The organism is Aeromonas sp. s9, assembly GCF_040907765.1.
Taxonomy (GTDB): domain Bacteria; phylum Pseudomonadota; class Gammaproteobacteria; order Enterobacterales; family Aeromonadaceae; genus Aeromonas; species Aeromonas caviae.
In genome coordinates, this window is sequence record NZ_JBFOCK010000004.1 from 1 (window position 1) to 22453 (window position 22453).

The 22453-nt window shown below is 61.5% G+C and carries 23 protein-coding genes and 1 other RNA gene; 15 read left to right on the forward strand and 9 right to left on the reverse strand.

Features of this window, described 5'->3' with window-relative positions; genetic code table 11:
* The first annotated feature begins 514 nt into the window (after window positions 1-514).
* The 6 genes from radC (at window position 515) to AB5Y54_RS00210 (ending at window position 3247) form a co-directional block, all read left to right on the forward strand.
* Window positions 515-982, forward strand: a complete 468-nt coding sequence (gene radC / locus AB5Y54_RS00185) for a DNA repair protein RadC (RefSeq protein WP_368153028.1) — start codon at window positions 515-517, stop codon at window positions 980-982.
* Window positions 979-1347 (forward strand): DUF2787 family protein, encoded by a 369-nt coding sequence (locus tag AB5Y54_RS00190; protein ID WP_368153030.1) that lies wholly within the window; start codon window positions 979-981, stop codon window positions 1345-1347. Before radC ends, AB5Y54_RS00190 begins: the two co-directional genes overlap by 4 nt.
* A gap of 5 nt (window positions 1348-1352) precedes the next feature.
* Complete coding sequence (locus AB5Y54_RS00195; RefSeq protein ID WP_021230273.1) at window positions 1353-1493, forward strand: hypothetical protein; 141 nt, start codon at window positions 1353-1355, stop codon at window positions 1491-1493.
* Entirely contained in the window at window positions 1490-1633 is a 144-nt protein-coding gene (locus tag AB5Y54_RS00200; RefSeq protein ID WP_005345168.1) for a hypothetical protein, read from the forward strand. Before AB5Y54_RS00195 ends, AB5Y54_RS00200 begins: the two co-directional genes overlap by 4 nt.
* Before the next feature lie 241 nt (window positions 1634-1874).
* Window positions 1875-2426 (forward strand): recombinase family protein, encoded by a 552-nt coding sequence (locus AB5Y54_RS00205; protein WP_060389232.1) that lies wholly within the window; start codon window positions 1875-1877, stop codon window positions 2424-2426.
* A 26-nt stretch (window positions 2427-2452) separates the two neighbouring features.
* Complete coding sequence (locus AB5Y54_RS00210) at window positions 2453-3247, forward strand: hypothetical protein (protein ID WP_368153033.1); 795 nt, start codon at window positions 2453-2455, stop codon at window positions 3245-3247.
* Between the two features lie 278 nt (window positions 3248-3525).
* Here the strand turns inward: AB5Y54_RS00210 and AB5Y54_RS00215 are convergent, their stop codons facing one another.
* The gene (locus tag AB5Y54_RS00215; RefSeq protein ID WP_021230269.1) at window positions 3526-3708 is read right to left on the reverse strand and encodes a hypothetical protein; all 183 of its coding nucleotides are present in this window, start codon (window positions 3706-3708) and stop codon (window positions 3526-3528) included.
* Window positions 3709-3977: 269 nt separating this feature from the next.
* Here AB5Y54_RS00215 and ffs point away from each other — a divergent pair.
* Window positions 3978-4071: signal recognition particle sRNA small type (ffs, locus tag AB5Y54_RS00220), an RNA gene on the forward strand.
* Window positions 4072-4482: 411 nt separating this feature from the next.
* On the opposite strand, the gene AB5Y54_RS00225 is transcribed toward ffs, so the two are convergent.
* Window positions 4483-5403 (reverse strand): LysR family transcriptional regulator, encoded by a 921-nt coding sequence (locus AB5Y54_RS00225; RefSeq protein WP_319903982.1) that lies wholly within the window; start codon window positions 5401-5403, stop codon window positions 4483-4485.
* Window positions 5404-5526: 123 nt separating this feature from the next.
* On the opposite strand from AB5Y54_RS00225, the gene AB5Y54_RS00230 reads away from it, so the two are divergent.
* From AB5Y54_RS00230 to AB5Y54_RS00250, 5 genes are all read left to right on the forward strand, one after another.
* Window positions 5527-6444, forward strand: coding sequence for an alpha/beta hydrolase (locus AB5Y54_RS00230; RefSeq protein ID WP_319903984.1), 918 nt, complete (start codon window positions 5527-5529; stop codon window positions 6442-6444).
* A 49-nt stretch (window positions 6445-6493) separates the two neighbouring features.
* The gene (locus AB5Y54_RS00235; protein WP_319903986.1) at window positions 6494-7423 is read left to right on the forward strand and encodes an alpha/beta hydrolase; all 930 of its coding nucleotides are present in this window, start codon (window positions 6494-6496) and stop codon (window positions 7421-7423) included.
* A 55-nt stretch (window positions 7424-7478) separates the two neighbouring features.
* Window positions 7479-8117, forward strand: coding sequence for an SDR family oxidoreductase (locus AB5Y54_RS00240; RefSeq protein WP_319903988.1), 639 nt, complete (start codon window positions 7479-7481; stop codon window positions 8115-8117).
* Window positions 8118-8133: 16 nt separating this feature from the next.
* Window positions 8134-8766: a hypothetical protein gene (locus tag AB5Y54_RS00245; RefSeq protein ID WP_319903989.1), complete on the forward strand. Its 633-nt coding sequence runs from the start codon at window positions 8134-8136 to the stop codon at window positions 8764-8766.
* Window positions 8767-9124: 358 nt separating this feature from the next.
* The gene (locus AB5Y54_RS00250) at window positions 9125-10144 is read left to right on the forward strand and encodes an MBL fold metallo-hydrolase (protein ID WP_234035437.1); all 1020 of its coding nucleotides are present in this window, start codon (window positions 9125-9127) and stop codon (window positions 10142-10144) included.
* Window positions 10145-10327: 183 nt separating this feature from the next.
* Here the strand turns inward: AB5Y54_RS00250 and yjfF are convergent, their stop codons facing one another.
* The 5 genes from yjfF to AB5Y54_RS00275 form a co-directional block, all read right to left on the reverse strand.
* Window positions 10328-11335: a galactofuranose ABC transporter, permease protein YjfF gene (yjfF, locus tag AB5Y54_RS00255; RefSeq protein WP_368153037.1), complete on the reverse strand. Its 1008-nt coding sequence runs from the start codon at window positions 11333-11335 to the stop codon at window positions 10328-10330.
* On the reverse strand, window positions 11328-12347 hold the full coding sequence (gene ytfT, locus AB5Y54_RS00260; protein ID WP_368153039.1) for a galactofuranose ABC transporter, ATP-binding protein YtfT: 1020 nt from the start codon (window positions 12345-12347) through the stop codon (window positions 11328-11330). The genes yjfF and ytfT overlap by 8 nt, the downstream gene beginning before the upstream one ends.
* Before the next feature lies 1 nt (window position 12348).
* Complete coding sequence (gene ytfR / locus AB5Y54_RS00265; RefSeq protein ID WP_201972167.1) at window positions 12349-13857, reverse strand: galactofuranose ABC transporter, ATP-binding protein YtfR; 1509 nt, start codon at window positions 13855-13857, stop codon at window positions 12349-12351.
* 85 nt (window positions 13858-13942) lie between these two features.
* Complete coding sequence (gene ytfQ / locus AB5Y54_RS00270; protein WP_275873484.1) at window positions 13943-14902, reverse strand: galactofuranose ABC transporter, galactofuranose-binding protein YtfQ; 960 nt, start codon at window positions 14900-14902, stop codon at window positions 13943-13945.
* A gap of 283 nt (window positions 14903-15185) precedes the next feature.
* Window positions 15186-16139 carry a LysR family transcriptional regulator gene (locus tag AB5Y54_RS00275; RefSeq protein ID WP_210600949.1) on the reverse strand — a complete coding sequence of 318 codons (954 nt, stop codon included), beginning with the start codon at window positions 16137-16139 and terminating at the stop codon, window positions 15186-15188.
* A 129-nt stretch (window positions 16140-16268) separates the two neighbouring features.
* Here AB5Y54_RS00275 and AB5Y54_RS00280 point away from each other — a divergent pair, with 129 nt between their 5' ends.
* A complete protein-coding gene (locus AB5Y54_RS00280; RefSeq protein ID WP_319903992.1) occupies window positions 16269-17120 on the forward strand; it encodes a type 1 glutamine amidotransferase domain-containing protein in 852 nt (283 codons plus the stop codon).
* Between the two features lie 62 nt (window positions 17121-17182).
* Here the strand turns inward: AB5Y54_RS00280 and AB5Y54_RS00285 are convergent, their stop codons facing one another.
* A complete protein-coding gene (locus AB5Y54_RS00285) occupies window positions 17183-18061 on the reverse strand; it encodes a LysR family transcriptional regulator (RefSeq protein WP_128273174.1) in 879 nt (292 codons plus the stop codon).
* A 161-nt stretch (window positions 18062-18222) separates the two neighbouring features.
* Here AB5Y54_RS00285 and fdhD point away from each other — a divergent pair, with 161 nt between their 5' ends.
* Together fdhD and AB5Y54_RS00295 are read left to right on the forward strand one after the other, a co-directional pair.
* Entirely contained in the window at window positions 18223-19008 is a 786-nt protein-coding gene (fdhD, locus tag AB5Y54_RS00290; protein ID WP_029314473.1) for a formate dehydrogenase accessory sulfurtransferase FdhD, read from the forward strand.
* On the forward strand, window positions 18992-21289 hold the full coding sequence (locus tag AB5Y54_RS00295; protein ID WP_010674611.1) for an FdhF/YdeP family oxidoreductase: 2298 nt from the start codon (window positions 18992-18994) through the stop codon (window positions 21287-21289). Before fdhD ends, AB5Y54_RS00295 begins: the two co-directional genes overlap by 17 nt.
* A gap of 83 nt (window positions 21290-21372) precedes the next feature.
* Here the strand turns inward: AB5Y54_RS00295 and AB5Y54_RS00300 are convergent, their stop codons facing one another.
* Window positions 21373-22386, reverse strand: coding sequence for a diguanylate cyclase (locus AB5Y54_RS00300; RefSeq protein ID WP_368153043.1), 1014 nt, complete (start codon window positions 22384-22386; stop codon window positions 21373-21375).
* Window positions 22387-22453: the final 67 nt, after the last annotated feature.

Below are 22453 nucleotides of genomic sequence, written 5' to 3' on the forward strand. Positions count from 1 at the left end.
CCATCTTCTCGTTGTGACTAGTACTGAACATAGCTCCAAGACTACCTCTTAAGTTAAGAGGGGCGAAGTGTCTGGATCTTCAAGGGGCCAATCTAGTCTGTATCTTGAAGTCTTCTGACTCACCTTCTGTAATCTTGACGGCGTACCCGAGCAATGGGTAACGCTCAAGGGTCGTTTCTCCGTTGTCATTTGGTTCGACAATGATGTAACCGTACTCACTGGGCTGAGCGGGGATAAAATGAGTAGCTGCCACTGGTGTTCTCCTTCACACAAAACGAGACGATATTGCTAAGAATTGGCCTCAAGTGAGTTTTAATTCCTCCTTTTTGACCACGAGTGGAAACATATCGCGTCATAAAAGGAAAAACCGTGAAATCCGTCTAAAAATTTCTAAGAGGGCTCATAGGTGAATGTGGGCCCCTGCACCCCTTATACCAGTCCCGTTCGGATTCAATAACAGCCAAGCCCCCTGGCATAAGTAACTCGTGTACCCAAACGACGCGAGGTTACTGTTATGTCACACCACTATGATGATCACCTCGGACAGAGTGATCACATCATCAATCAGGCATTGGCCATTCTGGAGAGCCGACAGCGGCATCTGGGCCACGCCTTCACTCAGCCCAAAGCGGCAGCAGATTTCCTTCGGCTCAAGATGGGGGAGTACGAGCGGGAAGTGTTCGCCGTCATGCTGCTCGACAATCAACACCGACTGATCGATTACCAAGAGCTGTTCTTTGGCACCATCAATGCGGGCACTGTTCATCCCCGTGAGGTGGTCAAGGCGGCCCTCAACAGAAACGCCGCAGCGGTCATACTGGCCCACAACCATCCCTCCGGTATGGTCGACCCCTCCGACGCCGACAAGGCTGTCACTGTTCGTCTCAAGGATCTGCTCGAGATGGTAGATGTGCGAGTGCTCGACCACTTTGTGGTGGGACAGCACGACATCGTCTCGTTTGCCGACAGGGGGCTGCTATGACCCCATCCAAACCGCTACAGGCCCTGTTCGCCAAGTTAATCGACCTCCACCCCAATGCCACTGCCCTGACCCTCAACTTCCGCAGTCCCGATTATTCCGCCGACACTGGTGGTTACCGTCCGGTCGAAATCCGTCTGGAAAAACGGGCTGGTAGCTGGGGGATGGCCTACGTCACCGAGTTCACTTACCTCGGTGGCGAGCTGGTCAAGGATCTCGATTTTGACTTCAACGCCGGGCTGGGCTCACAGCTCTGGTGTGGAGAGCGGCCGCTGGCCACCACCATGGACCTCTACCGGCTTTGGGAGAGGAACTTTCTCGACTATCACCGGATGGAGGTCTACCGCCTGAAGATAACCCCTGAGTAATCGCTATGAATGACTTCATGAAAACCTTGCTGCTGGACGCCTTGAAGGCAGCCCTGACGGCGTTCGCGTCTGTCATCGTCAACGCGATGATGGCCCGCTACATGCCGCCACACTTCTACAACATGAACGAAGAGGACTACCCATGAACAAAATGATCCTGACCTCGGTGACTCTGGTTGCCATTGCAGGGGGAACCCTGATGATTCGCCTAATCGCCCGTGACAAGGCTCACGCTGAGGAGCTGGCCAAGGTATTGCGGATGCCGGGCGGAGCGACGCGTCATTGAGATCCCCCAGTCGGCACCCTGCATGACCAATAGATAAAGCAGCCAGAGCTATCTGGTTGACTACCCCTGCGGGCCCTCCATCACGGAGCGGCCCGTTTTCATTTGTATCACTGGCACAGGTCAATAGACCAAGCCCGTGTGACGCGAGCGAAAGTGCCACTTTTTGCCGGTCATATGGGTTCCTTTCGACCTTCTGACCGGTCGCGTCAGTGTACCTTGCCCTATTGACCAGGAGGAGACCATGGCACTGGTGGGATATGCACGTGTCAGCACTGTGGGGCAGAGCCTGGATGCCCAGCTTCAGGCTCTGGCCGAGTGCAGCAAGATATTCAGGGAGAAGGTGAGCGGTGCAAAGGATGACCGCCCGCAGCTCGCGTTGATGCTGGATTTTGTTCGTGAGGGAGACGTGGTGATGGTGACCAAGCTGGATCGCTTGGCTCGCAACACTCGCCACCTGTTGGAGATCTCGGAGTACCTGCACGCTAAGCGGGTTGCTCTGAGGATTTTGAATCTGGGTATCGATACCTCGACACCTACCGGAAAACTGATGTTAACCATGATCGGTGCCATCGCCACGTTTGAGCGGGAGCTGATGCTGGAGCGTCAGGCAGAAGGGATTGCTATGGCAAAACAGCGTGGGGTCTACAAAGGTCGCAAGCCGACCGCCATGGCTAAAGGGGAGGAGGTGCTGTCACTCGCTGAACGGGGACTAGCCAAGGCCGAAATCGCACGTCGAACGGGGATCAGTCTCTCCAGTGTGCAGCGGATCTTGCGTGGACTGTCTGGCGAATGAATAGTTTTGACAACAAGGAAAACGACATGGAACAAGAGAAGACGAAACAAGAGTCCGGCCGGTTCTTCGAGCAGCGGGAAACTGCATCGGCACAGGTCGCAGGTAAGTGGGCCCGCTATCGCGATTGGCTAAAGCAATCTGTGCGACTAGAACTTCCGTCCAATTCAAGCGAGGTCAACAACAACCCTTATCTGCGGGGCGGGATCTGCAGTTATAACGCCTATCTCTCGGGCATGCTGAGGGCTCACCTGTGGGGGTTGTGGCTGACGGCACTTCTCGTGCTCGCCTGGCAGTTTCTGCTGCCTCGTATGGGGATGAGCATTAACTACAACGCAGGGCTTGGGATCATCATGGGCACTGTTGTAGTTGGTACTCTGCACTGGGCCATTCTGGTCTTTATTGGCTACGAAAAGCGTCTCCAGGCTGCCGTACTCACAGACCCGCTGAGCCGCATGATCGGTGTGGCTACTGTTGCGATGACTGCGACAGGATTCGTGATCGGATGGTTCATCAGCATTGAACGTTCTGCACACTTTGCAAGGATTTATGGACTATCCAATGATCTTGGCCTCGGCTATGACGTTGGACTCAAAACATCAGAGTTTCTGTCGGAGCTAGGCTATGACTCCTTGATATTGGCCAGCCAAGTCATGGTCTACATTGGCTTGGCTCTGCTCTTCCTGATTCCCAGTTACCGTAACAGCGATAACCTTGCAGAAGAGGCGAAAGAGGCGCTAGGGAAGGCACAGGGCTATCCTACCCCGATCCTGTTGGTGTTCCATTTGCTTCTGCTGTTTCCGGCAGTGGCGATTCTAGCCTAGTAGACTTGAAGGAGCTCACATCAGAGCTCCTTTTCTTTAGCAGGTATGCAAGGCATCAAGCCGGTAGCGGTGCTTGGCTCGGCAACCACGGCACCATGATTGTATCCTGGTTACACCAGCCATCCGTCTGAATCCGAATTCTCCTGCCCGATAGAACACATGAACGCCAGCCTGCTCTGAACAGTTCGGGCAGCTTTTGAGTTTCTGCCCGTTTTGATGGAACACAACTGAATGGTTGAGGGGCTGGCCACAAGAACACTGGTCGGTCATCGATGAACTCACTTCCGGCGGTTGTCGGTTTCTTTGGCTACCCCTTTGAAGGGCTCCCCACCTTGTTTCTGCTCGATAAACTTGCCGCTATCCGTATCGCGTTTCGTCCAGTTCCCATTAACCGGGTTCTGAACTTGGGTACGGTCGTTGACGGAACCTTGTCGATAGCCTTTGCCTGTGTTCGTAGCCATATGTCACCTCGGGTTTAAGTGAGACCCAAAGTTACCATTAGATTTCATTTTGCTCAATATTGGGTTGATTGTTGAGCTTCTGAGGGAGGGGAAGGGGCCTGTAATGAGGTGCTTGCAGTGTATGGGAGAGGGCGGGTAGGATTGGCCTGTTTGTTACCAATTTAAGCATGTCCACTTGATGTGGATGACCGTACTTGCGGCGGATTCTCGCTTGTTGAGGTTTCAGAACACTGTGATGGCAATCAGTTCCATCCCCAAGTGCCTGATTTATTTGGGCTCGCATTGATAACCCGTCGACCTGGTCAGGACCGGAAGGTAGCAGCCAAGGCGGGGGACTCGAGTGCCGGGATGTGGCTGGTAGGGCCACCACTTGTTTCTGCCATTCAACAAGTTACAGCTAACAACCCCCTTCAGACCTCTTGGTCATCCACTTGATGTGGATGAGTCTGGCGTCTTCATCCCATATTTCCGATTCTCTGTCGCAAGCTATCAGGTGCGACCGCAAGGTAGCTCTGGAGTCCAGCGCAAATGTTCTCTTGATCTTCAGCACTGTCCCCTTGAGATCATGCTTTCCCCCAGTCACTTCCCGTGGCCTCTATTGCCACTGCATCCTCTTTGTTCTCATCACGCTACAACCCCTTTTCGAAAGAGAAGAGCTTGCCGTACGCCACGGCCAAGCGCTGGAAAGCGTCAGACCGTCGGCAACCCCGAGCACTTGACTGGTGGTGCGTCAACCACTTGCTGGCCTGACGGGCAACGACCGGCGCAGTGACATCAGGCCAGCTGTGCTCGCTTCTCGATCAGGAAATCCATCAGCGCCCGGATCTTGGCCGGCATCTGGGCCCGCGACGGCACATAGAGATAAAACCCCGGGAAGGGGGGGCACCAGGGGACGAGCACCCGCACCAGTGAGCCGTCACTCAGGTGCTGGCGCACCCGCAGATCCAGGTGTTTGACCAACCCCACCCCCTGCAGGGCCGCCTGCAGCATGCTGTCGTCGTCGTTGAACACGGCGTTGCCCTTGGGATCGACGATCTGGGTGTGCTGCTCCTCATCGGGGGAGGTAAACGACCAGCGGTCGATGGTGCTACTCGAGGTGAAGCGGTAGGCCAGGCAGTTGTGCCGGGTGAGCTCGCTCGGGGTCTGCGGCGTGCCATGCTGCCTGAAATAGTCGGGGGCACCGACGATGGCCATGGTCAAAGGTGGGGTGATGGGCACCGCCACCACGTGTTCATCCAGGCTCTCCCCCAAGCGAATGCCGGCATCCATCCCGTCGGCGATGATGTTGGAAAAACCGTCCGCCATCACCAGCTCCAGCCGCAATTTCGGATAGCGCGCCAGAAACTCTCCCATGTGCGGCTCGATCAGCAGCCGTGCGGCGATGCGCGAGCTGTTGATGCGAATAAGGCCAGAGGGCTCAAGGTGGGAGTCATTGAGCTCGCTCACCACCCGCTCGATGGCCGTGAGGGAGGGTTGCAGCACATCCAGCAAGCGCTGCCCCTCCTCGGTCAGCGACATGTCGCGGGTGGTGCGGTTGAGCAGCCGTACCTGCAGCTGCTGCTCCAGCCCTTTCAGGTGTTGGGAGAGGGCGGCGCGGGTCACCCCCATCTCGGTGGCGGCCTTGGTGAAGCTGCGATGGCGGGCGATGTGGGCAAACCACGTCAGTGAGGCGACAAGTGAAGGTTCTATGGGCATTTGTTTAGCCTGGCTAATCAGTCATGTCTGGATAGGTGCGTATATCTAGTTCAATTGTCTTACTACTATTAGCTCGAACTCGCGTCAAGCATGACGACCCTGAACCTAACGGAGAGCCCGACCATGTCACATGTCACCTTCCCCAATCGCAACGGCCAAGGCATCACTATGGCCGCCATCGTTCACCTCCCACCGCACTTCGATGAGCGCAAGCAGTACCCGGCGGTCGTGGTCTCCCACCCCGGCGGCGGCGTGAAGGAGCAGACTGCGGGTCTGTACGCCAGCAAGCTGGCCGAGCAGGGGCTTATCGCCATCGCCTTTGACCGCTCCTATCAGGGCGAGAGCTCGGGCGAGCCGCGCCAGCTGGAAAACCCCCATGTCAGCACCGAGGACGTCAGCGCCGTGGTGGACTACCTGACCACGCTGCCCTATGTCGACGAGAACCGGATCGGGGCCATGGGCATCTGCGCCGGTGCTGGCTACAGCGCCAATGCCGCCATCCAGGATCGCCGCATCAAGGCGCTCGGCATGGTCAGCGCGGTCAACATCGGCCAGATGTTCCGCAATGGCTGGGGCAACAGCGTCAAGGATGCCGATGCCACCGGCTATCTGGCGTTCGGCTCCCAGGCCCGCACCACGGATACGGCCGGTAGCGGCTACGCCACCATCCCCTTGGCCCCCCTGCGTGAAGAGGATGCCCCCAACGAGGAGCTGCGCGAAGCCTGGGAGTACTACCACACCCCGCGCTGCGAGCACCCCAACGCGCCGGGCTTTGCCCTGACCCGCAACCTGAACCAGATCATCACCTACGACGCCTATCACAAGGCCGAGGCCTTCCTGACCCAGCCGATCCTGGCGGTGGCAGGCAGTGTGGCTGGCAGCAAGTGGATGAGCGACGACCTGCTGGCGCGCGCCGCGAGCACAGACAAGACCCTGCATGTGGTGGAGGGTGCCAATCACATGTCCCTCTACGATGTTCCCCGCTATGTCGACGAGGCCGTCGCCAAGCTGGCCCCCTTCTTCCTGCGAACCCTGAACTAATCGGCCCGCGAGAGGGGGAGGCCCCTCTCGCTTATCGAGGAACATCATCATGAGCCATGTATTGAACCTGACCTATCAGAACCTGGGCTGGCAGACGGCGGCCGACCTCTACCTGCCGCCCGATTTCGACGAGCAAAAACGCTATCCGGCCATCGTCAGCACCCACCCCATCGGCAGCTGCAAGGAGCAGACCGCTGGCAATGTCTACGCCAAGGGGCTGGCCGCGGCGGGGTTCGTGGTGCTGGTGCCCGACGCCAGCTTTCAGGGCGCCAGCGGCGGTGAGCCGCGCTTTATCGAGGATCCGGCCATTCGGGTCTCCGACATCCGCTTCGCGGTGGACTACCTGCAATCCCTCTCTTACGTAGACAGCGATCGCATCGGCGCCATCGGCGTGTGCGGCGGCGGCGCCTACACCATCCATGCGGGCATCACGGATCACCGCCTCAAGGCGCTGGTCTCCATCACCGGGGTCAACTATGGCCGCCTGATCCGCGAAGGCTTCGCCCAGTTCAAGCCTCTTGAGCTGGCCCAGGGTATCGCCCGGATGCGCACGGCGCAGGCACAAGGTGACGCCACAGAGCCCGCGGATCTGCTGCCGGCGTCAGTGGCAGCGGCCACCGCGGCAGGCATCACCGACATCGACGTGCTGGAGGCCACCGAGTACTACAAAACGGCGCGCGGTCAGCAGCCCCATGGTACGACCCGCCAGCTGATGTCCTTCACCGGCGCCGCCATGGGATGGGATGCCTTCCTCCACGCCGAGGTACTGTTGACCCAGCCGCTGATGGTGGTCATCGGCGACAAGGCAGGGGGCTTTGGCGCCTATCGGGACGGTTGGGAGATCTACGGCCGCGCCGCCTCCACCGACAAGCACATGGTCGTGGCCGAAGGCTGGTCCCATTACGATCTCTACGACAAAGCCGAGCCGGTGGCCATCGCCATGGCAAGCGTGGTGCCCTTCTTCCAGCGCACCCTGTGATCCCGCGGTGGGGCATCCCCCACCCATTGATAAGACAAACGAAAGGTCAATCGATATGCGAAACATGCTGATCCTCGGCGCCAGCGGCCAGATAGCCCAGTGGGTGGTCAAGGGGCTCGCCGGGCAGGGCGACATCCGCCAGACCCTGCTGCTGCGCGACCCTAAAAAGTTGAGCGGCCGTGAGCCGGCCAACGCCAGGGTGGTGATCGGCAGTGTGCTGGACAAGCCACTGCTCAAGGAGGCGATGGCAGGACAAGACACCGTCTACGCCAACCTCAGTGGCGACAACCTGGACAAGCAGGCCCAGGCGGTCATCGCCGCCATGCAGGCCGCCGGAGTGAAGCGCCTGGTCTTCGTGCTGTCCCTTGGGATCTACGACGAGGTGCCCGGCAAGTTCGGCGAGTGGAATCGCGGCATCATCGGCGAGGAGCTCAAACCTTACCGATGGGCGGCAGACGCCATCGAGGCATCGGGGCTCGATTACACCATCTTGCGCCCGGCCTGGCTGACCGATGAGGATGAAGTGGATTACGCACTGACCGCCAAGGGCCAGCCCTTCCAGGGCACTGTGGTGTCGCGCAGGAGCGTGGGAGATCTCATCACCCGGATCCTGGTCTCGCCCGAGCTGCATGCAGGGGAGAACCTTGGCATCCACCAACCCGGCAGCGATGGCGACAAGCCGTACTTTATGTGATGTGAGGACAAGGATGATGAACTGGATATTTATCACCCTTGGAGCGCTGGCCGCCGCCGTGGTGGTCGTGCTGCTGGCGGTTTCCTTTATCGAGCGTCGGCAGGTTTATGAACTTGCAGGGCTGGAGGCAGAGAGCCCGCAGGTGGCGAGCCCCCGCACGGCTGTGGTCTATTTCTCCCGCTCGGGCAATACGGCGCTGGCCGCCCGCCACCTGGCAAACCGGCTCGGAGCCCGGCTCTTTGCGCTGGATGCCCCTGCCTATCGGCTCGGCCCCGGAGGATTGGTGAAAGCCCTCGGCGATGCGAACGCCTTGAAAAGTACACCGGAGGCCCTGCCCGATATAGTGCCGCGAACCCTAGATCTGAGTCCGTTCGATACTCTATGGCTCGGCTCCCCGGTCTGGCTCTACAGCCCGGCGCCGCCCATCTGGGCCTTCATCGAGCACAACCGTTTCGATGGCAAGGAGGTGGTGCTGTTCAACACCTACAACAGCCACTTCGGCGAGGAGCACATCGCGGCGCTCAAGGCCAAGGTGATGGCCCGTGGCGCCAAATCCTTCACCCATCGCCATGTGCTGCGAGGACGGATGACCCGCCAGCTGACCCCTGAGCAGATGCTCGATGAAATTGATCGTTGGGAGGCGAGATAGAGCCGCAGCCCTGGCTGCACCATCTGTGGCCTCCTTTTGTTGTTGGCGCCGGCAGAGCAGGTGAGGCCATGTGCGTGACGCGACACCATGGCGGGGCCACGCGGCAACGCGAACCCCTCTGGTGGCGGGAGCCCGGGCAGGCTATCTTGCCGTTATTGGAGATGTCGGGAACCGGTTTCATACCGTGCGGCTCTCCCGTTCTGTTTTATGGAAGGTGCGGCCCCGTGCAGGGGCTGCTCTCGACTCACCAGAGACCAGGCTGACAGGCGTGGCATGAATGCAGATCCCGTCAGCCTCTTTTCGCGCCCCTGAGGGGCGCCGTTTTCTGTGGTTGCTCAAAGGATCCCTGATGATTGGCATGATCGCATCTCTACTCAAACCGGGCCTGCCCGAACACCCGGACTCCTCGCAATATCAGGGGGGCCGGTTCAACAATGCCGTGACACCCCAGGCGCGAAGCCTCTGGGAAGGGGCCAGGCTCTGGTGGGACTTCCTGTTCGCCAAGCCTGGGGGCACGGTGCCGGATCGCGTCATTCCGGTACAGGTCATGACCCGGGAGGGGCTCATCGCGGCGCCGGACAACAGCGTGTGGCGCCTCGGCCACTCCACTCTGCTGCTCAAGTTGCAGGGCACGTTCTGGCTGACGGATCCCGTGTTCAGCGAGCGGGCCTCACCGGTGCAGTGGTTCGGCCCCAAGCGCTGGCATCAGCCGCCCATCACCCTGGAGGCGCTGCCTCCCATCGAGGGGGTGATCCTCTCCCATGATCACTACGACCATCTCGATCACGGGGCCATACTGGCGCTGCAGGAGAAGGTCGGCCACTTCATCACGCCCCTCGGGGTGGGGGCGCGCCTCATGGCCTGGGGAATTGCGAAGGAGAAGATCCGCGAACTGGACTGGTGGCAGCAGACCCGAGTGGGCGGTGTCACCCTGGTAGCGACTCCGGCCCAGCATTTCTCCGGTCGTGGCCTCGGGGACGGCAACCAGACCCTCTGGGCCTCCTGGGTCATTCGCGGCGAGGGGGTCAACCTCTTCTTCAGCGGTGACAGCGGCTACTTCGACGGTTTCAAGGCGATTGGCAGGCGCTACGGTCCGTTCGACGTGACCTTCCTCGAGACTGGGGCCTACGACAAGCGCTGGGAGCTGGTGCACATGCTCCCGGCTCAGACGGCGCAGGCGTTTCACGATCTTGGGGGGAAATGGCTCTATCCGGTGCACAACGGCACCTTCGATTTGGCCATGCACCGCTGGAACGATCCGCTTGAGCAGATTGCCCGACTGGCTGCCGAGCAACAGATCCCCCTGACCACGCCTGTCATGGGGGAGCCTCTGGAGGTGCTGAGCCCCCATGAGGGCAGCCCCTGGTGGCGCGATTGACCTGAGTGCCCTCCAAAGACGGTGTCACCCCTCAAAGGGGCGTGCGGGAGGCTGGGGGCGGGCCCTGTGAGCGCCCCCGCTGCCTCCCCATCCTCTGCGCCGGACCTGCTATGGCCAGGCGGGGAGGGCGCACGGGAGCGCCTTGCCCGCGTTATCTTCTGCCACCAGAGTCTTGCTGATACCTCACTCGGGCTGGGCGGCAACCTGGCGCTTGAAGGGACCTGGCTTGTTGGCCTTGCGGTGTTCCGAGACCAGGATCAGCAGGCGCTGCAGGGCGATGAAGCTGAACAGCAGCAGGCCGATGATGATCTTGGTCCACCAGGAGCTGAGGGTGCCGTCGAAGTTGATGTAGGTCTGGATCAACCCTTGGATCAGCACCCCGAACAGGGAGCCGAAGACGGTACCCACCCCGCCGCTCAGCAGGGTGCCGCCAATGACCACGGCGGCGATGGCATCGAGCTCCACCCCGACGGCGGCGAGCGGATAGCCCGCCGAGGTATAGAGCGCGAACACGATGCCTGCCAGGGTCGCCAGGGTGGTGGAGAGCAGGTAGATGCGAATGGTGGTGTGGCGCACCGAGATCCCCATCAGGGCCGCCGAGGTGGTGTTGCCGCCGATGGCGTAAACGTTGTTGCCAAAGCGGGTGCGGTTGGCGAGCAGGATGCCGAAGACCACCACCGCCAGCATGATGAGGGCCAGCAGGCTCAGGCGACCGCCCCCCGGTATCTTCCACGATAGGCTCGACAGGTAGGTGAAGGTGGGATGATCGATGGGCAGGGACTGCTCGGAGATGAGAAAACTGGCCCCCCGCAGGAAGAACATGCCCGCCAGGGTGATGATGAAGGCGGGGATCTTCAGGGTGTCGATCAGCCAGCCCATGAGGGCGCCAAAGCCTGCTCCGAGCACCAGTACCAGAGGGATGGCCAGCACGGGGCTGACGCCCAGCTTCCCGATGAGCGTTGCCAGCAGCACGCCGGTGAAGGCGATGACGGCCCCCACCGACAGATCGATGCCCCCCGAGAGGATGACGAAGGTCATGCCCACCGCCACAATTCCCAGAAACGCGTTGTCCGTCAGGATGTTGCAGATGATGCGGGTGGACATGAAGGCTGGGAAGGAGGCCAGGCAGAGCAGATAGCCCAGCACGAAGACCATGATGGTCACCATCAGGGGGAGGTTGCGTTTAAACATGGCGAGTCCCTCGCTGGAAGAGGTGGTTGAGGGCCGGTGACTGCATGACCAGCACCGCCAGCACCACCAGGGCCTTGACGATCTGGTTCCACTGGGGCTGGTAGCCGGAGAGCAGGATCCCGGTGTTCACCCCCTGGATGATCAGTATGCCGATCAGGGAGAGGGCGAGGTTGAAGCGCCCCCCCATCAGGGAGGTGCCTCCTATCACCACCGCCAGAATGGCGTCCATCTCGAGCCAGAGCCCGGCGTTGTTGGCATCGGCACCCCGGATGTCGGCGGCGACTATCATGCCGGCGACGGCGGCCATCATGCCGCTCAACAGGTAGGTGGCGATCACCACCATGGGGGTGTTGAGCCCGGCGTTCTTGGCGGCCTTGATGTTGATCCCCACCGCTTCGATGAAGAGGCCGAGGGCGGTGCGCTTGGTCAGCAGCCAGAGCAGCAGCGCCATGCCCAGGGTGATGATGACCGGGGTGGGCAGATAGAAGAGGGAGCCGCTGCCGATCCAGGCGAGTGCGTCGTTGTTGAAGGTGATGATCTGCCTCTCGGTGATGAGCTGGGCGATGCCCCGGCCCGCCACCATGAGGATCAGGGTGGCGACGATGGGCTGGATCTTGAACACCGCCACCAGCAGGCCGTTCCACAGGCCGCACAGAAGGCCCACCCCGATGACGGCGGCGAAGATGACCGGCAGGCTGTGACCGCCGGTGGCCAGGCTGGCCATGGTGGCCCCGCTGATGGCCATGACGGCGCCCACCGACAGGTCGATGCCGCCGGTGGCGATCACCAGCGTCATGCCGAGGGAGAGCAGGGCCACCGGGGCACAGCGGTTGAGGATGTCGATGAGGCTGCCAAACAGCCGCCCATCCTGGATGTGGATGGCGAAGAAGTTGTCGGCGACCAGGGCATTGATGAGCAGCACGCACACCAGGGCGGCGCACTGGGCCGAGCCCGTGGGCCACTCTCTGCGGGCGCGCGACCCCTTGGTGAGGGGGAGGATGGATGACGTCATATCAGGCCTCACATGCAATGGCGTTCATGATGGCAGGGACGCTCAGGGCGTCCGTCGCAAGCTCTGCCACCTGTTTTCTGTCACGAAGGACGATCACCCGATCGGCATAGCCCACCAGCTCCTCGAGCTCGGAGGAGATGACCAGCAGGGCCAGCCCGTTGGCGCAGAGGGATTCGATGAGGCGGATGATCTCGGCGTGGGCCCCCACGTCGATGCCCCGGGTGGGCTCGTCCAGGATCAGGAACTGGGGTTTGGTGAGCAGCCAGCGGGCGAGCAGCACCTTTTGCTGGTTGCCCCCGGAGAGAAACTGGATGGGCTGCTCCGGTCCCGGGGTCTTGATGGCCAACTGTTCGATGAGGCGGGCGGTGATCTCGTCCTGTTCCTTGCGAGACAGGGGATGCAACCAGCCCCGCTGGGCTTGCAGGGCCAGCACCATGTTCTCCCGCACCGAGGCCGAGGCGATGATGCCGGCGCTCTTGCGATCCTCCGGGCAGAAACCAAAGCCGTTGGCGGCCGCCTGGCGTGCAGAGCGGATGGTCACCGGCTTGTCCCGCACCCGGCACTCGCCGCTGTCGCTCGGCACTATGCCGAACATCAGCTCGGCGGTCTCGGTACGACCGGACCCGAGCAGGCCGGCGAGGCCCACTATCTCCCCGGGCATGACGTCGAGACTGAAGGGGGCGATGACTCCCCGCTTGCCATAGTCCCTGAACGACACCATGGGCTGGTTGCTGCGCAGTGTCTTGCCCGCCCGCTTGAGGGCATTGTCGTCCAGCTCGCGTCCCAGCATCATCTTGACTAGCTCCAGTTGTGGCAGTGCCTGGGTGTCGCGGGTGCCGACCAGCTCGCCGTTGCGCAGCACTGTGATGCGATCGCTGATGGCGTAGACCTGATCGAGAAAATGGGTGATGAAGATGAGGCTCACCCCCTGATCCCGCAGGCGCGTCATGAGGGAGAAGAGCATCTGGACTTCGCTGGCATCCAGGCTCGCGGTGGGCTCGTCCAGGATCAGGATCCTGGCGGAGAGGGACACCGCCCGGGCGATGGCCACGATCTGCTGCATGGCGACCGAGTAGTGGTCGAGGGGCAGGGTGACATCCATCTCGAAGCCGTGGCTGGCCATGATGGCGCTGGCTTGCCGGGTCATGGCGCCCCGGTCGATGAAGCCGAAACGGCGGGGCTCATGGCCGATGAAGAGGTTGTCCGCCACCGACATGTTCGGCAGCAGGTTGACCTCCTGATAGACGGTGCCTATCCCCAGACGCTGGGCATGGGCGGTGTCCGTCGGGGAGATGGGGACGCCATCGAGTTCGATACGGCCGGCGTCTCGCTGATAGACACCGGTGAGGGTCTTGATCAAAGTGGACTTGCCGGCCCCGTTCTCGCCGAGCAGCGCCATGATCTCTCCCCGGCGCAGGGAGAAGTCCACCTGATGCAGGGCTCGTACTCCGGGAAACGTCTTGCATATTCCGCGGGCATTCAATACGACATCGTGAGTGTTCTCTGACATGAACATTGGCTCTCCGATATAGCGCGCCATACACGTTCAATCACTTATATGGCGCGCTATGTGACAGTCTGGCGGGGGAGCGGGATTAATAACCCATGTCTTTTTTCAGCTCGAGCTGCGCCTCGGCATTCCCGGGCTCAAACAGTTTGGACTCCGTCTTGATATGTTTGGGGGGCAGGGTGCCATCTTTCTTATAGGCCAGCAGGGCATCGAAGGCCGGTCCCGCCATATTCGGCGTGAGCTCCACCGAGGCATTGGCTTCGCCTGCGATCATCGCCTTGAAAATATCCGGCACGCCATCGATGGAGATGATCTTGATATCCTTGCCCGGTTTCAGCCCGGCCTCTTTAATGGCCTGGATGGCGCCGATGGCCATGTCATCGTTATGGGCGTAGACGGCGCAAATATTCTTGCCGCTATTTTCCGCCTTGATGAAGCTCTCCATCACCTCCTTGCCTTTGCTGCGGGTGAAGTCGCCGGACTGGGTGCGGATGATCTTGATGGTGGGCACGGCCGAGACGGTGTCGAGGAAGCCCTTCTTGCGATCCAGCGCCACGCTGGCACCCACCGTGCCCTGCAATTCCACCACGTTGCACGGTTTGCCATCCTGCTGCTTGATGAGCCACTGGGCTGCCACTTCCCCTTCGTGGACGCTGTCGGCGGCGACCCCGGTCATGAAGAGACCGTCATCTTTTACCGTGATATTGCGATCCAGCAGGAAGACCGGGATCTCGGCCTCTTTCGCCTCCTGCAGTACCGGCTCCCAGCCAGTCTGTACCACGGGGGCAATAAAGATGGCATCCACCCCCTGGGCAATAAAGGAGCGAATGGCCTTGATCTGGTTCTCCTGTTTCTGCTGGGCATCCGCAATTTTCAGGATGATGCCGCGTTTTTGGGCTTCGCTCTTGGCGACTGATGTTTCTGCAGCTCGCCACCCGGATTCAGAACCAATTTGCGAGAAGCCCACGGTCATCTCTGCAGAATATGCAGTGGCCGAGAGAATAAGGGTGCTGATAATGCTCGCCAGTTTCACTTTTTTATACATATGACACTCCTTTGTGATGCATGGTGAAATAAACCGGAACACGTCAGGTTTTTATTGTACGGGTCAAGGTTATAGGCTCTTGAATTAAACGGCGGGAGGTGGCTCACAGAAAATTTTCAGCAGCACGATGCTTCATACAAACAGCAGAAGAGTTCATATATCGAGCCCTGCCTGTATTGATTTTTATGCATATTTATTTAATTAGGCAACCATTGTGTCCAGAGTGCCACCTGCTTTTTGCCCCCGGTATCGGGGGCGCAGGCACGCAGATGAGGGGCCCTCGTCAACGAAGAGGGGGATATGCCCCTGGCACAGGCGACCCCTCTGGGCGCACCGCTGCCAGCAGATAATCCACGAAGGCCCGGACCCGGGCCGAGAGGTGACGGTGCTGTGGATAGAGGGCGTAGAAGGGGCGGGATCGCCCCGCAAAGGGGGTCATCACCTCGATCAGCTTGCCTTGCAACAGCGCCTCGGCCGCCACGAAATGGTAGATCTGGAACAGGCCGCCCCCTGCCACCGCCCAGCCCAGGCCCGCCAGCACGTCGTCCAGCACCCGCTGGCGGCTGTGCACATGGAGATCGACAGGGGATCCCTGCTCATCCACAAACTGCCAGGGGAAGGGGCGACCCGTGCTCGGGGTGATGAACTGGATCAGATCATGTTGCGACAGCATTTCCAGGGAGGTTGGCGCGGGGCGGCGGGCGACATAATCGGGGGCGCAGAAGACCCCGAGGCTGGCATCCTCTAGCTTGCGGGCGATGATCCGCCCATCGCGCGGCTCCCCCAGCCGGATGGCCAGATCGTAACCATCCTCCACGAAGTCGATGTTCCTGTTGGAGACATTGAGCTCCAGTTCGACCTCGGGATAGGCGGCCATGAAGCCTGGCAGCAGGGGTACCAGACGGTGGTGGGCATAGACGGTGCCCACGCTGATGCGCAGCACTCCTTTGGGGTGGCGCTGGCGACCGGTGATGGCCCGCTCGGCCTCGGCGATCTGCTCGAGGGCCTGCTGGCACTGCTCCCGATAGAGCTCCCCGTCATGGGTGAGGCGCACGCTGCGGGTGGTGCGATGGAAGAGTTTGACGCCGAGCCTGGCCTCGAGACGCTGGATGGAGCGGCTCACCGAGGCGGGCGTTACCCCCAGTACCTGAGCCGTGGCGGTAAAGCTGCCAAGTTCGGCTGCCTTGCAAAAGAGCTCTATGGTGCCGAGCTGGACGGGGTCGAAGGCACGGGACATATGTTCATCTATGTAAATAATCAAGTTCAATGGAGTGAGTTTATTCGTCCGTGGGTAATCAGTAAATTGCTCATCGAGGGCGGCCCGGTGGCCGCCCGATCGATCACTGCCATCAAAAGGAAGATCACGATGAAGAACACCCTCAAGGCCGTGCTGGCCTCACTGCTGCTGGCGACCTCCGCTGCGGCCAGCGCCGCCCCGAAAGGCGAGATCCTGGTGCTGCTCTCGAGCGAGACCGAACTGCCGCTGCAAGGGGGCAAGAGCCTGACCACCGGCTTCTACCAGAATGAACTGGGGGTGCCTGCCGCCGCCCTGCTGGAGGCCGGTTATACCCTGACCCCGGTGACCCCGAGAGGGAACCGGCCCGTTGTCGACAAACACTCCGTCGATCCCCAGTACTTTGGTGGCAACCCGCAGGAGATGGTGCGCATCGGCGCCGTCGTGGAGGGGCTGCTTGGCGCCGGCAAGGTGCTCTCCCTGAGGGAGGTGCTGGCATCCGGTCCCGAGCGCTATGCGGGCCTCTTCATTCCCGGCGGCCACGCGCCCCTCATCGATCTTGCCAAGGATCCCGAGGTGGGGACCCTGCTTCGCCACTTCCATGACAACCACAAACCCACGGCCGCCATCTGCCACGGCCCCATCGCGCTGCTGGCGGCGCAGACGGATCCGGCCGGGTTCGAGCAGTCGGTCATTGCAGGCAAGGGGGACGGCGCCAGAGAGTGGATGTACGACGGTTACAGGATGACCATCTTCTCCGACAAGGAAGAGGCGGTGTTTGAAGGCTCCCTTGGGGGTGACAAGCTGCGCTACTACCCGGCGAAGGCCATGGCCCAGGCCGGCGGCAGCATGCAGTTCGTGGCACCCTGGCAGCCTGGCGTTGTGATCGATCGCGAGCTCATCACAGGCCAGAATCCCTTCTCCGATCACGCCCTGGCGAGCGCCTTCATCGCGGCGCTGGACAAACAGCAAGGGGCAGGCTGACGCGAGGAGAGGCGCAAGTTCCCCCCTTGATCAGTGCAGGCAGCCCCCATGGGCTGCCTTTTTCATGCCCCAGCCTTGGCGAGAAACGCCTTCATGGCGGGGGTGACACTGTGTTTTCGGGTGATAAAGGCGATGGTGCCTGCGCTCGCATCGCTCAGGGGATGGCAGGGCAGTTTGAAGAGCTGCTGGGCGGTGGCGGCGATGCCGGCGCTGACCACGGCGCAGCCCAGGCCGTGGCTCACCCCGTTGACCAAGTGGAACAGGGAGTCGGTCTCCAGCACCACCCGCAGGCTGATCTGCTGGCGGGCGGCGGCCTCGTCCAGGTAGCGGCGAAACTGCATGGTGGTGCTTGGCAGGATCAGGGGGAGATCTTGCAGGTCCGCCAGGGTCAGCGGCCCGGTCGAGGCGCAGTGGGCAGGCAGGGGGCCCAGCAGGGCCATGGGGTTGGGGTGGCGAAGCTGGACGTCGAGGGCCCGGCGCTGATGCTCGGTGAGCAACTCGTCAAAGCCGAGCCCGATGTCGATGCGATGCAGATCCAGCTGCTCCATCAGGGTGGCATGGGTCATCACGCAGAGGTGCAGGCCGACCTTGGGGTAGGCGTCGTTGAACCCCTTGAGCAGCGGCATGATGTCGATGCTCGACTGGGGCACTACGCCGATGCGCAGCGCGCCCGACAGCCCGCCCCGAAAGAGGCTGAGCTCCTGGCGCATGGCATCCTGCTCCTGCAGCATCCGCTCGGCGTGGTGCAGCACCACTTCCCCCGCCTGGGTCAGGGCCACGAACTGGCTGTTGCGCACCACCAGTTCGGTGCCAAGTGACTTCTCCAGAGCGGTGATGCTGGCCGACAAGGTCGGCTGGGTGATAAAGCAAGCCTTGGCCGCCTTGGCGAAGTGACGGTGCTGGGCCAGCTCGTAGAAATAGTGCAACTGCTTGATATTCATCGTGGTAATGGCAGCAGGCAAAGGCAATGAGCGACAAATTTAATCAATCGACATCCCGATGGCAATAGAAGTTATCTATCGGCGAATAGATTTGTTTCATTGGTTTTGGCGCGGCGGCTTATCTAAACTTGAGGCCCGAATACAGCTTATAAGCGTCTCGCATGATCCCTTTCAATTCACGGTTGCCCAGTCTGGATGAGCTGGTGGAGGAGGTGGCCGTGTCAGTCAACATCAACGGCATCAACCATGCCGTCATGATGGCCACCCCGGACGATCTCGACGATTTCGCCATCGGTTTTCTGTTTGGCGAGGGAATCATCGGGGGCAACCACGATGTACACGATATCCAGAGCACCCCGTCCGAGCACGGCATCGTGCTCGATGTCACCATCGCCAACCGCTGTCTGGCAATGCTTGGCCAGCGCAAGCGCCGCCTGGCCGGTGCCAGCGGCTGTGGCATCTGCGGGGTGGAGGCCATCGAACATGCGTTGCCCGTGCTCACCCCGCTGACCCCGGGTGCCCCCTTCGACACCGCCTCTTTGCAGGATCTGCGGGAGCGCATCGTCCCCTGGCAGAGCAAGGCCCGCCAGAGCGGCGCCCTTCATGCCGCCCTGGCGCTGGATGATCGCGGCGAGATCCTGGCCTGCCGGGAGGACATAGGGCGGCACAACGCCCTGGACAAGCTCATCGGCATGCAGCTGCGCCAGCCGGTGCAGGCCGCCACCCTGGTGATCACCAGCCGCTGCGGCAGCGAACTCATTCACAAGGCGGTGCAATTTGGCGCCGCTCACCTCATCAGCCTTGCTTCACCCAGCCAGCTCGCGGTGCGACTGGCCCTGAAGTACAACCTGACCCTGATCCATGTGCCCCGATCCGATGCCCCGGTCTGCTATGCCAGCCCCCGCGCCCAGGATCACGTTGGAGATTCCCATGTCCAGTCATATTGAGAAACCGGCCAAGGCCGGCGGCTTTTCCTCCCTGCAGTCCACCTTCAAGCAGGTGCTGCGCAGCCAGAAGACCCGCCAGAACATCAAGAACCTGCTGCGGGTCAACCAGACCGACGGCTTTGACTGTCCCGGCTGCGCCTGGGGTGACAACAAGCAGGGGGCCTTCCAGTTTTGCGAGAACGGCGCCAAGGCGGTGGCCTGGGAATCCACCGGCAAGACGGTGGGGGCCGATTTCTTCGCCGAGCATTCGGTGCGTCGCCTCGCCACCCAGAGCGACTACTGGCTCGAATATCAGGGGCGACTGACGGAGCCCCTGCGCTACAACCCGGCCACCGATCACTACGAGCCGGTGAGCTGGGATCAGGCGTTTGCCCTCATCGCCGACAAACTCAAGAGCCTGGCCAGCCCCGACGAGGTGGAGTTCTACACCTCGGGACGCGCCAGCAACGAAGCCTCCTACCTCTATCAGCTGTTTGGCCGTCTCTATGGCACCAACAACTTCCCCGACTGCTCCAACATGTGTCACGAGGCGAGCGGGGTGGGGCTTATCCAGTCCGTCGGGGTGGGCAAGGGCACCGTGGTGCTCGATGATTTCGACGCCGCCAAAGCCATCTTCGTCTTTGGCCAGAACCCGGGCACCAACCACCCGCGCATGATGAACGCCCTGCGCAAGGCGGCACGCCAGGGGTGCCAGATCGTCACCTTCAACAACCTCAAAGAGGTGGCCCTCGAGCGCTTCGCAAGCCCCCAGAGCCCGGCGGAGCTACTGACCCCGGCGGCAACCACCATCAGCCACCAGTACCTCACGCCAAAGCTGGGCGGTGACATGGCGGCCATTCGCGGCATGGCGAAATACATCCTGGAAGAGGAGGGGGGGCGCATCGATCTCGCCTTCATCGAGCAGCACACCGCGCACTTTGACGACTACCTGGCCCAGGTGAAGGCTACGGAGTGGACGCAGATCGAGGCGCAATCCGGCCTCGGTCGGGAGGCGATCACCCGGGCGGCGCAGATCTTCGCAAGCAGCGAGAGCGTGATCAGCTGCTGGGCCATGGGGATCACCCAGCACAAGCATTCGGTCGACACCATTCGCGAAATCGTCAACCTGCACCTGATGTGCGGCCAGATTGGCAAGCCGGGGGCCGGACTCTGTCCGGTGCGCGGTCACAGCAACGTGCAGGGCAACCGCACCATGGGGATCAACGAGAAACCCAATGCCGCCTTCCTCGATCGCCTGGAGCGCCGCTTCCCGGTGGGCTTCAAGCGCACGCCGGGGCACAACGTCTACGAGGCCCTCAAAGCCCTTCATGGCGGCAAGAGCAAGGTGCTCATCTGCCTTGGGGGCAACCTGGCAGCCGCCGCGCCGGATACCGAGTTCACCTATGAAGCGATGCGAAGGAGCGAGCTCAACGTGCAGATCAGCACCAAGCTCAACCGCAGCCACCTCATGGTGTCAAAAGATGCCCTGATCCTCCCCTGCCTGGGCCGTACCGAGCTCGATCAGCAGCGCTCCGGGGTGCAGAAGATCACCGTGGAGGACACCTTCAGCATGGTGCACGCCTCCACCGGGATGAACGAGCCGGTCTCGCCGCTCTGTCTCTCCGAGATAGACATCGTGGCCCGCATGGCCGAGGCAACGCTTGGCAGCGATCGGGTGGACTGGTTGGCGCTGCGGGATGACTACGGGCTGCTGCGGGATCTCATCGAGGAGACCATCGCGGGCTTTGGCGACTTCAACCGCCGCATCGAGGAGCCCTGCGGTTTCCATCTGGAGAACAGCGCCGCCCTGCTGCGCTGGAACACCGCGAGCGGGCGCGCCGAATTCAGGGCGAGCCGTTTGCCGGACTCCATCCTGCCCGAGTGCACCAGCCACGCGGAGCAGATGGTGGACCAGCCCGTGCTGCTGCTTCAGAGCCTGCGCTCCCACGATCAGTACAACACCACCATCTATGGCATGGATGACCGCTATCGCGGCATCAAGGGACGACGCAACGTGGTCTTCATGAACGAGGAGGATGCCAGGAGGCTGGGGCTCGCCGAGGAGCAGCGGGTGGACATGAGTGCGGTGTGCAACGACGGGCGCGAGCGGGTGGTGCGGGGCTTTAGCGTCATCTTCTACGAGATCCCGAAAGGCAACATCGCCGCCTACTACCCGGAGACCAACCCCCTGGTGGCCATCGAGAGCATAGGGGAGGGCTCTTTCACCCCCACCTCCAAATCGGTGCCCGTACTGGTGACCCCGAGCGCCGCCTCGGTCGAGAGCCTGGCCGTCACGCTCTGATCTCCTGACATGGATACCGTCCGACCCCTGCCATGGCAGGGGTTTTTTTATGGCCGAACGGTGTCCGGCAAAGCCTGGGCCGATCAGCCCAGGGCCACCACCACGCAGTTTCGGCCCTGGCTCTTGGCATCATAGAGCGCCTTGTCCGCCTCCTTGAGCACGGCGGCGATGCTGGTGGCATCCGCTCCCCAGTGGGCGACGCCGAGGGAGATGGTGATGTGGCCAGCTACCTCCATGTCGTGGCTCGCCACCCGGGTACGCAGGCGCTCGGCGATCTTCTGCGCCTGTGCAAGGGAGACCCCGGGCAGCAGCAGCAGGAACTCCTCGCCGCCGCTTCGACACAAGGCGGCATCGGAACGCAGATCCTGCTGCATCAGGGTGGCGAGGGAGACGATGACGGCATCCCCCACGTCGTGACCAAAGCGGTCGTTGATGGCCTTGAAGTGATCGATGTCCAGGGCAATCACCGTCAGGGGCTGACGCTCGACCTCGTACTCGTCCAGCATTTGCTGCATGGCCCGGCGGTTGAACAGGCCCGTCATGGGATCGGTGTGGCTGTCGGTGTGCAGTTTGTCGATCTTGGTGTTGAGCAGCCCCAGCCCCTTGAGGATGGCCTGCTTCAACTGGGCCGCTTCGAAATACCAGGCGTGGATCCCCGAGATGCTGGTGGCGGCCCCCTGCTGATCCATGAGTCCGGCCCGGTTGGCCAGTTGCCGCAAGGGTCTGGCGATGATGGTGGCCGAGAGCCAGATGACGAAGAGAATGAAGAGGGTGACCGGGATCATCCCCTTGAGGATCTCCAGCATCTGTTCATCCAGGCCGGCCAGGGTGGCGCTGCGGGGGCGCTGGGCCACTATCCCCCAGCCTGCGTCCGCCACCGGGGCAAAGCCTGCCAGCATCTCGCTGCCTCGGGAGTTGAGCACGCTCTGGGCGCCATCCTGCCCTTTGAGCACCGCATCCACCACCCGGTTCTTGCCAATCCTCTGGCCGATGCGCTCCGGGTTCGGGTGGTAGATGAGGGTGCGCTGGCGGTCCACCACATAAAGATAAGAACCATCCTGGTAGTAGTTAGATTGGCCCCTTGAAGATCCAGACACTTCGCCCCTCTTAACTTAAGAGGTAGTCTTGGAGCTATGTTCAGTACTAGTCACAACGAGAAGATGG

Excerpts from the sequence above, each read along its gene's own strand:
- radC (WP_368153028.1), top strand. The coding sequence starts at position 515 with ATGTCACACCACTATGATGATCACCTCGGACAGAGTGATCACATCATC.
- AB5Y54_RS00190 (WP_368153030.1), top strand. The coding sequence starts at position 979 with ATGACCCCATCCAAACCGCTACAGGCCCTGTTCGCCAAGTTAATCGAC.
- AB5Y54_RS00195 (WP_021230273.1), top strand. The coding sequence starts at position 1,353 with ATGAATGACTTCATGAAAACCTTGCTGCTGGACGCCTTGAAGGCAGCC.
- AB5Y54_RS00200 (WP_005345168.1), top strand. The coding sequence starts at position 1,490 with ATGAACAAAATGATCCTGACCTCGGTGACTCTGGTTGCCATTGCAGGG.
- AB5Y54_RS00205 (WP_060389232.1), top strand. The coding sequence starts at position 1,875 with ATGGCACTGGTGGGATATGCACGTGTCAGCACTGTGGGGCAGAGCCTG.
- AB5Y54_RS00210 (WP_368153033.1), top strand. The coding sequence starts at position 2,453 with ATGGAACAAGAGAAGACGAAACAAGAGTCCGGCCGGTTCTTCGAGCAG.
- AB5Y54_RS00215 (WP_021230269.1), bottom strand. The coding sequence starts at position 3,708 with ATGGCTACGAACACAGGCAAAGGCTATCGACAAGGTTCCGTCAACGAC.
- AB5Y54_RS00225 (WP_319903982.1), bottom strand. The coding sequence starts at position 5,403 with ATGCCCATAGAACCTTCACTTGTCGCCTCACTGACGTGGTTTGCCCAC.
- AB5Y54_RS00230 (WP_319903984.1), top strand. The coding sequence starts at position 5,527 with ATGTCACATGTCACCTTCCCCAATCGCAACGGCCAAGGCATCACTATG.
- AB5Y54_RS00235 (WP_319903986.1), top strand. The coding sequence starts at position 6,494 with ATGAGCCATGTATTGAACCTGACCTATCAGAACCTGGGCTGGCAGACG.
- AB5Y54_RS00240 (WP_319903988.1), top strand. The coding sequence starts at position 7,479 with ATGCGAAACATGCTGATCCTCGGCGCCAGCGGCCAGATAGCCCAGTGG.
- AB5Y54_RS00245 (WP_319903989.1), top strand. The coding sequence starts at position 8,134 with ATGAACTGGATATTTATCACCCTTGGAGCGCTGGCCGCCGCCGTGGTG.
- AB5Y54_RS00250 (WP_234035437.1), top strand. The coding sequence starts at position 9,125 with ATGATCGCATCTCTACTCAAACCGGGCCTGCCCGAACACCCGGACTCC.
- yjfF (WP_368153037.1), bottom strand. The coding sequence starts at position 11,335 with ATGTTTAAACGCAACCTCCCCCTGATGGTGACCATCATGGTCTTCGTG.
- ytfT (WP_368153039.1), bottom strand. The coding sequence starts at position 12,347 with ATGACGTCATCCATCCTCCCCCTCACCAAGGGGTCGCGCGCCCGCAGA.
- ytfR (WP_201972167.1), bottom strand. The coding sequence starts at position 13,857 with ATGTCAGAGAACACTCACGATGTCGTATTGAATGCCCGCGGAATATGC.
- ytfQ (WP_275873484.1), bottom strand. The coding sequence starts at position 14,902 with ATGTATAAAAAAGTGAAACTGGCGAGCATTATCAGCACCCTTATTCTC.
- AB5Y54_RS00275 (WP_210600949.1), bottom strand. The coding sequence starts at position 16,139 with ATGTCCCGTGCCTTCGACCCCGTCCAGCTCGGCACCATAGAGCTCTTT.
- AB5Y54_RS00280 (WP_319903992.1), top strand. The coding sequence starts at position 16,269 with ATGAAGAACACCCTCAAGGCCGTGCTGGCCTCACTGCTGCTGGCGACC.
- AB5Y54_RS00285 (WP_128273174.1), bottom strand. The coding sequence starts at position 18,061 with ATGAATATCAAGCAGTTGCACTATTTCTACGAGCTGGCCCAGCACCGT.
- fdhD (WP_029314473.1), top strand. The coding sequence starts at position 18,223 with ATGATCCCTTTCAATTCACGGTTGCCCAGTCTGGATGAGCTGGTGGAG.
- AB5Y54_RS00295 (WP_010674611.1), top strand. The coding sequence starts at position 18,992 with ATGTCCAGTCATATTGAGAAACCGGCCAAGGCCGGCGGCTTTTCCTCC.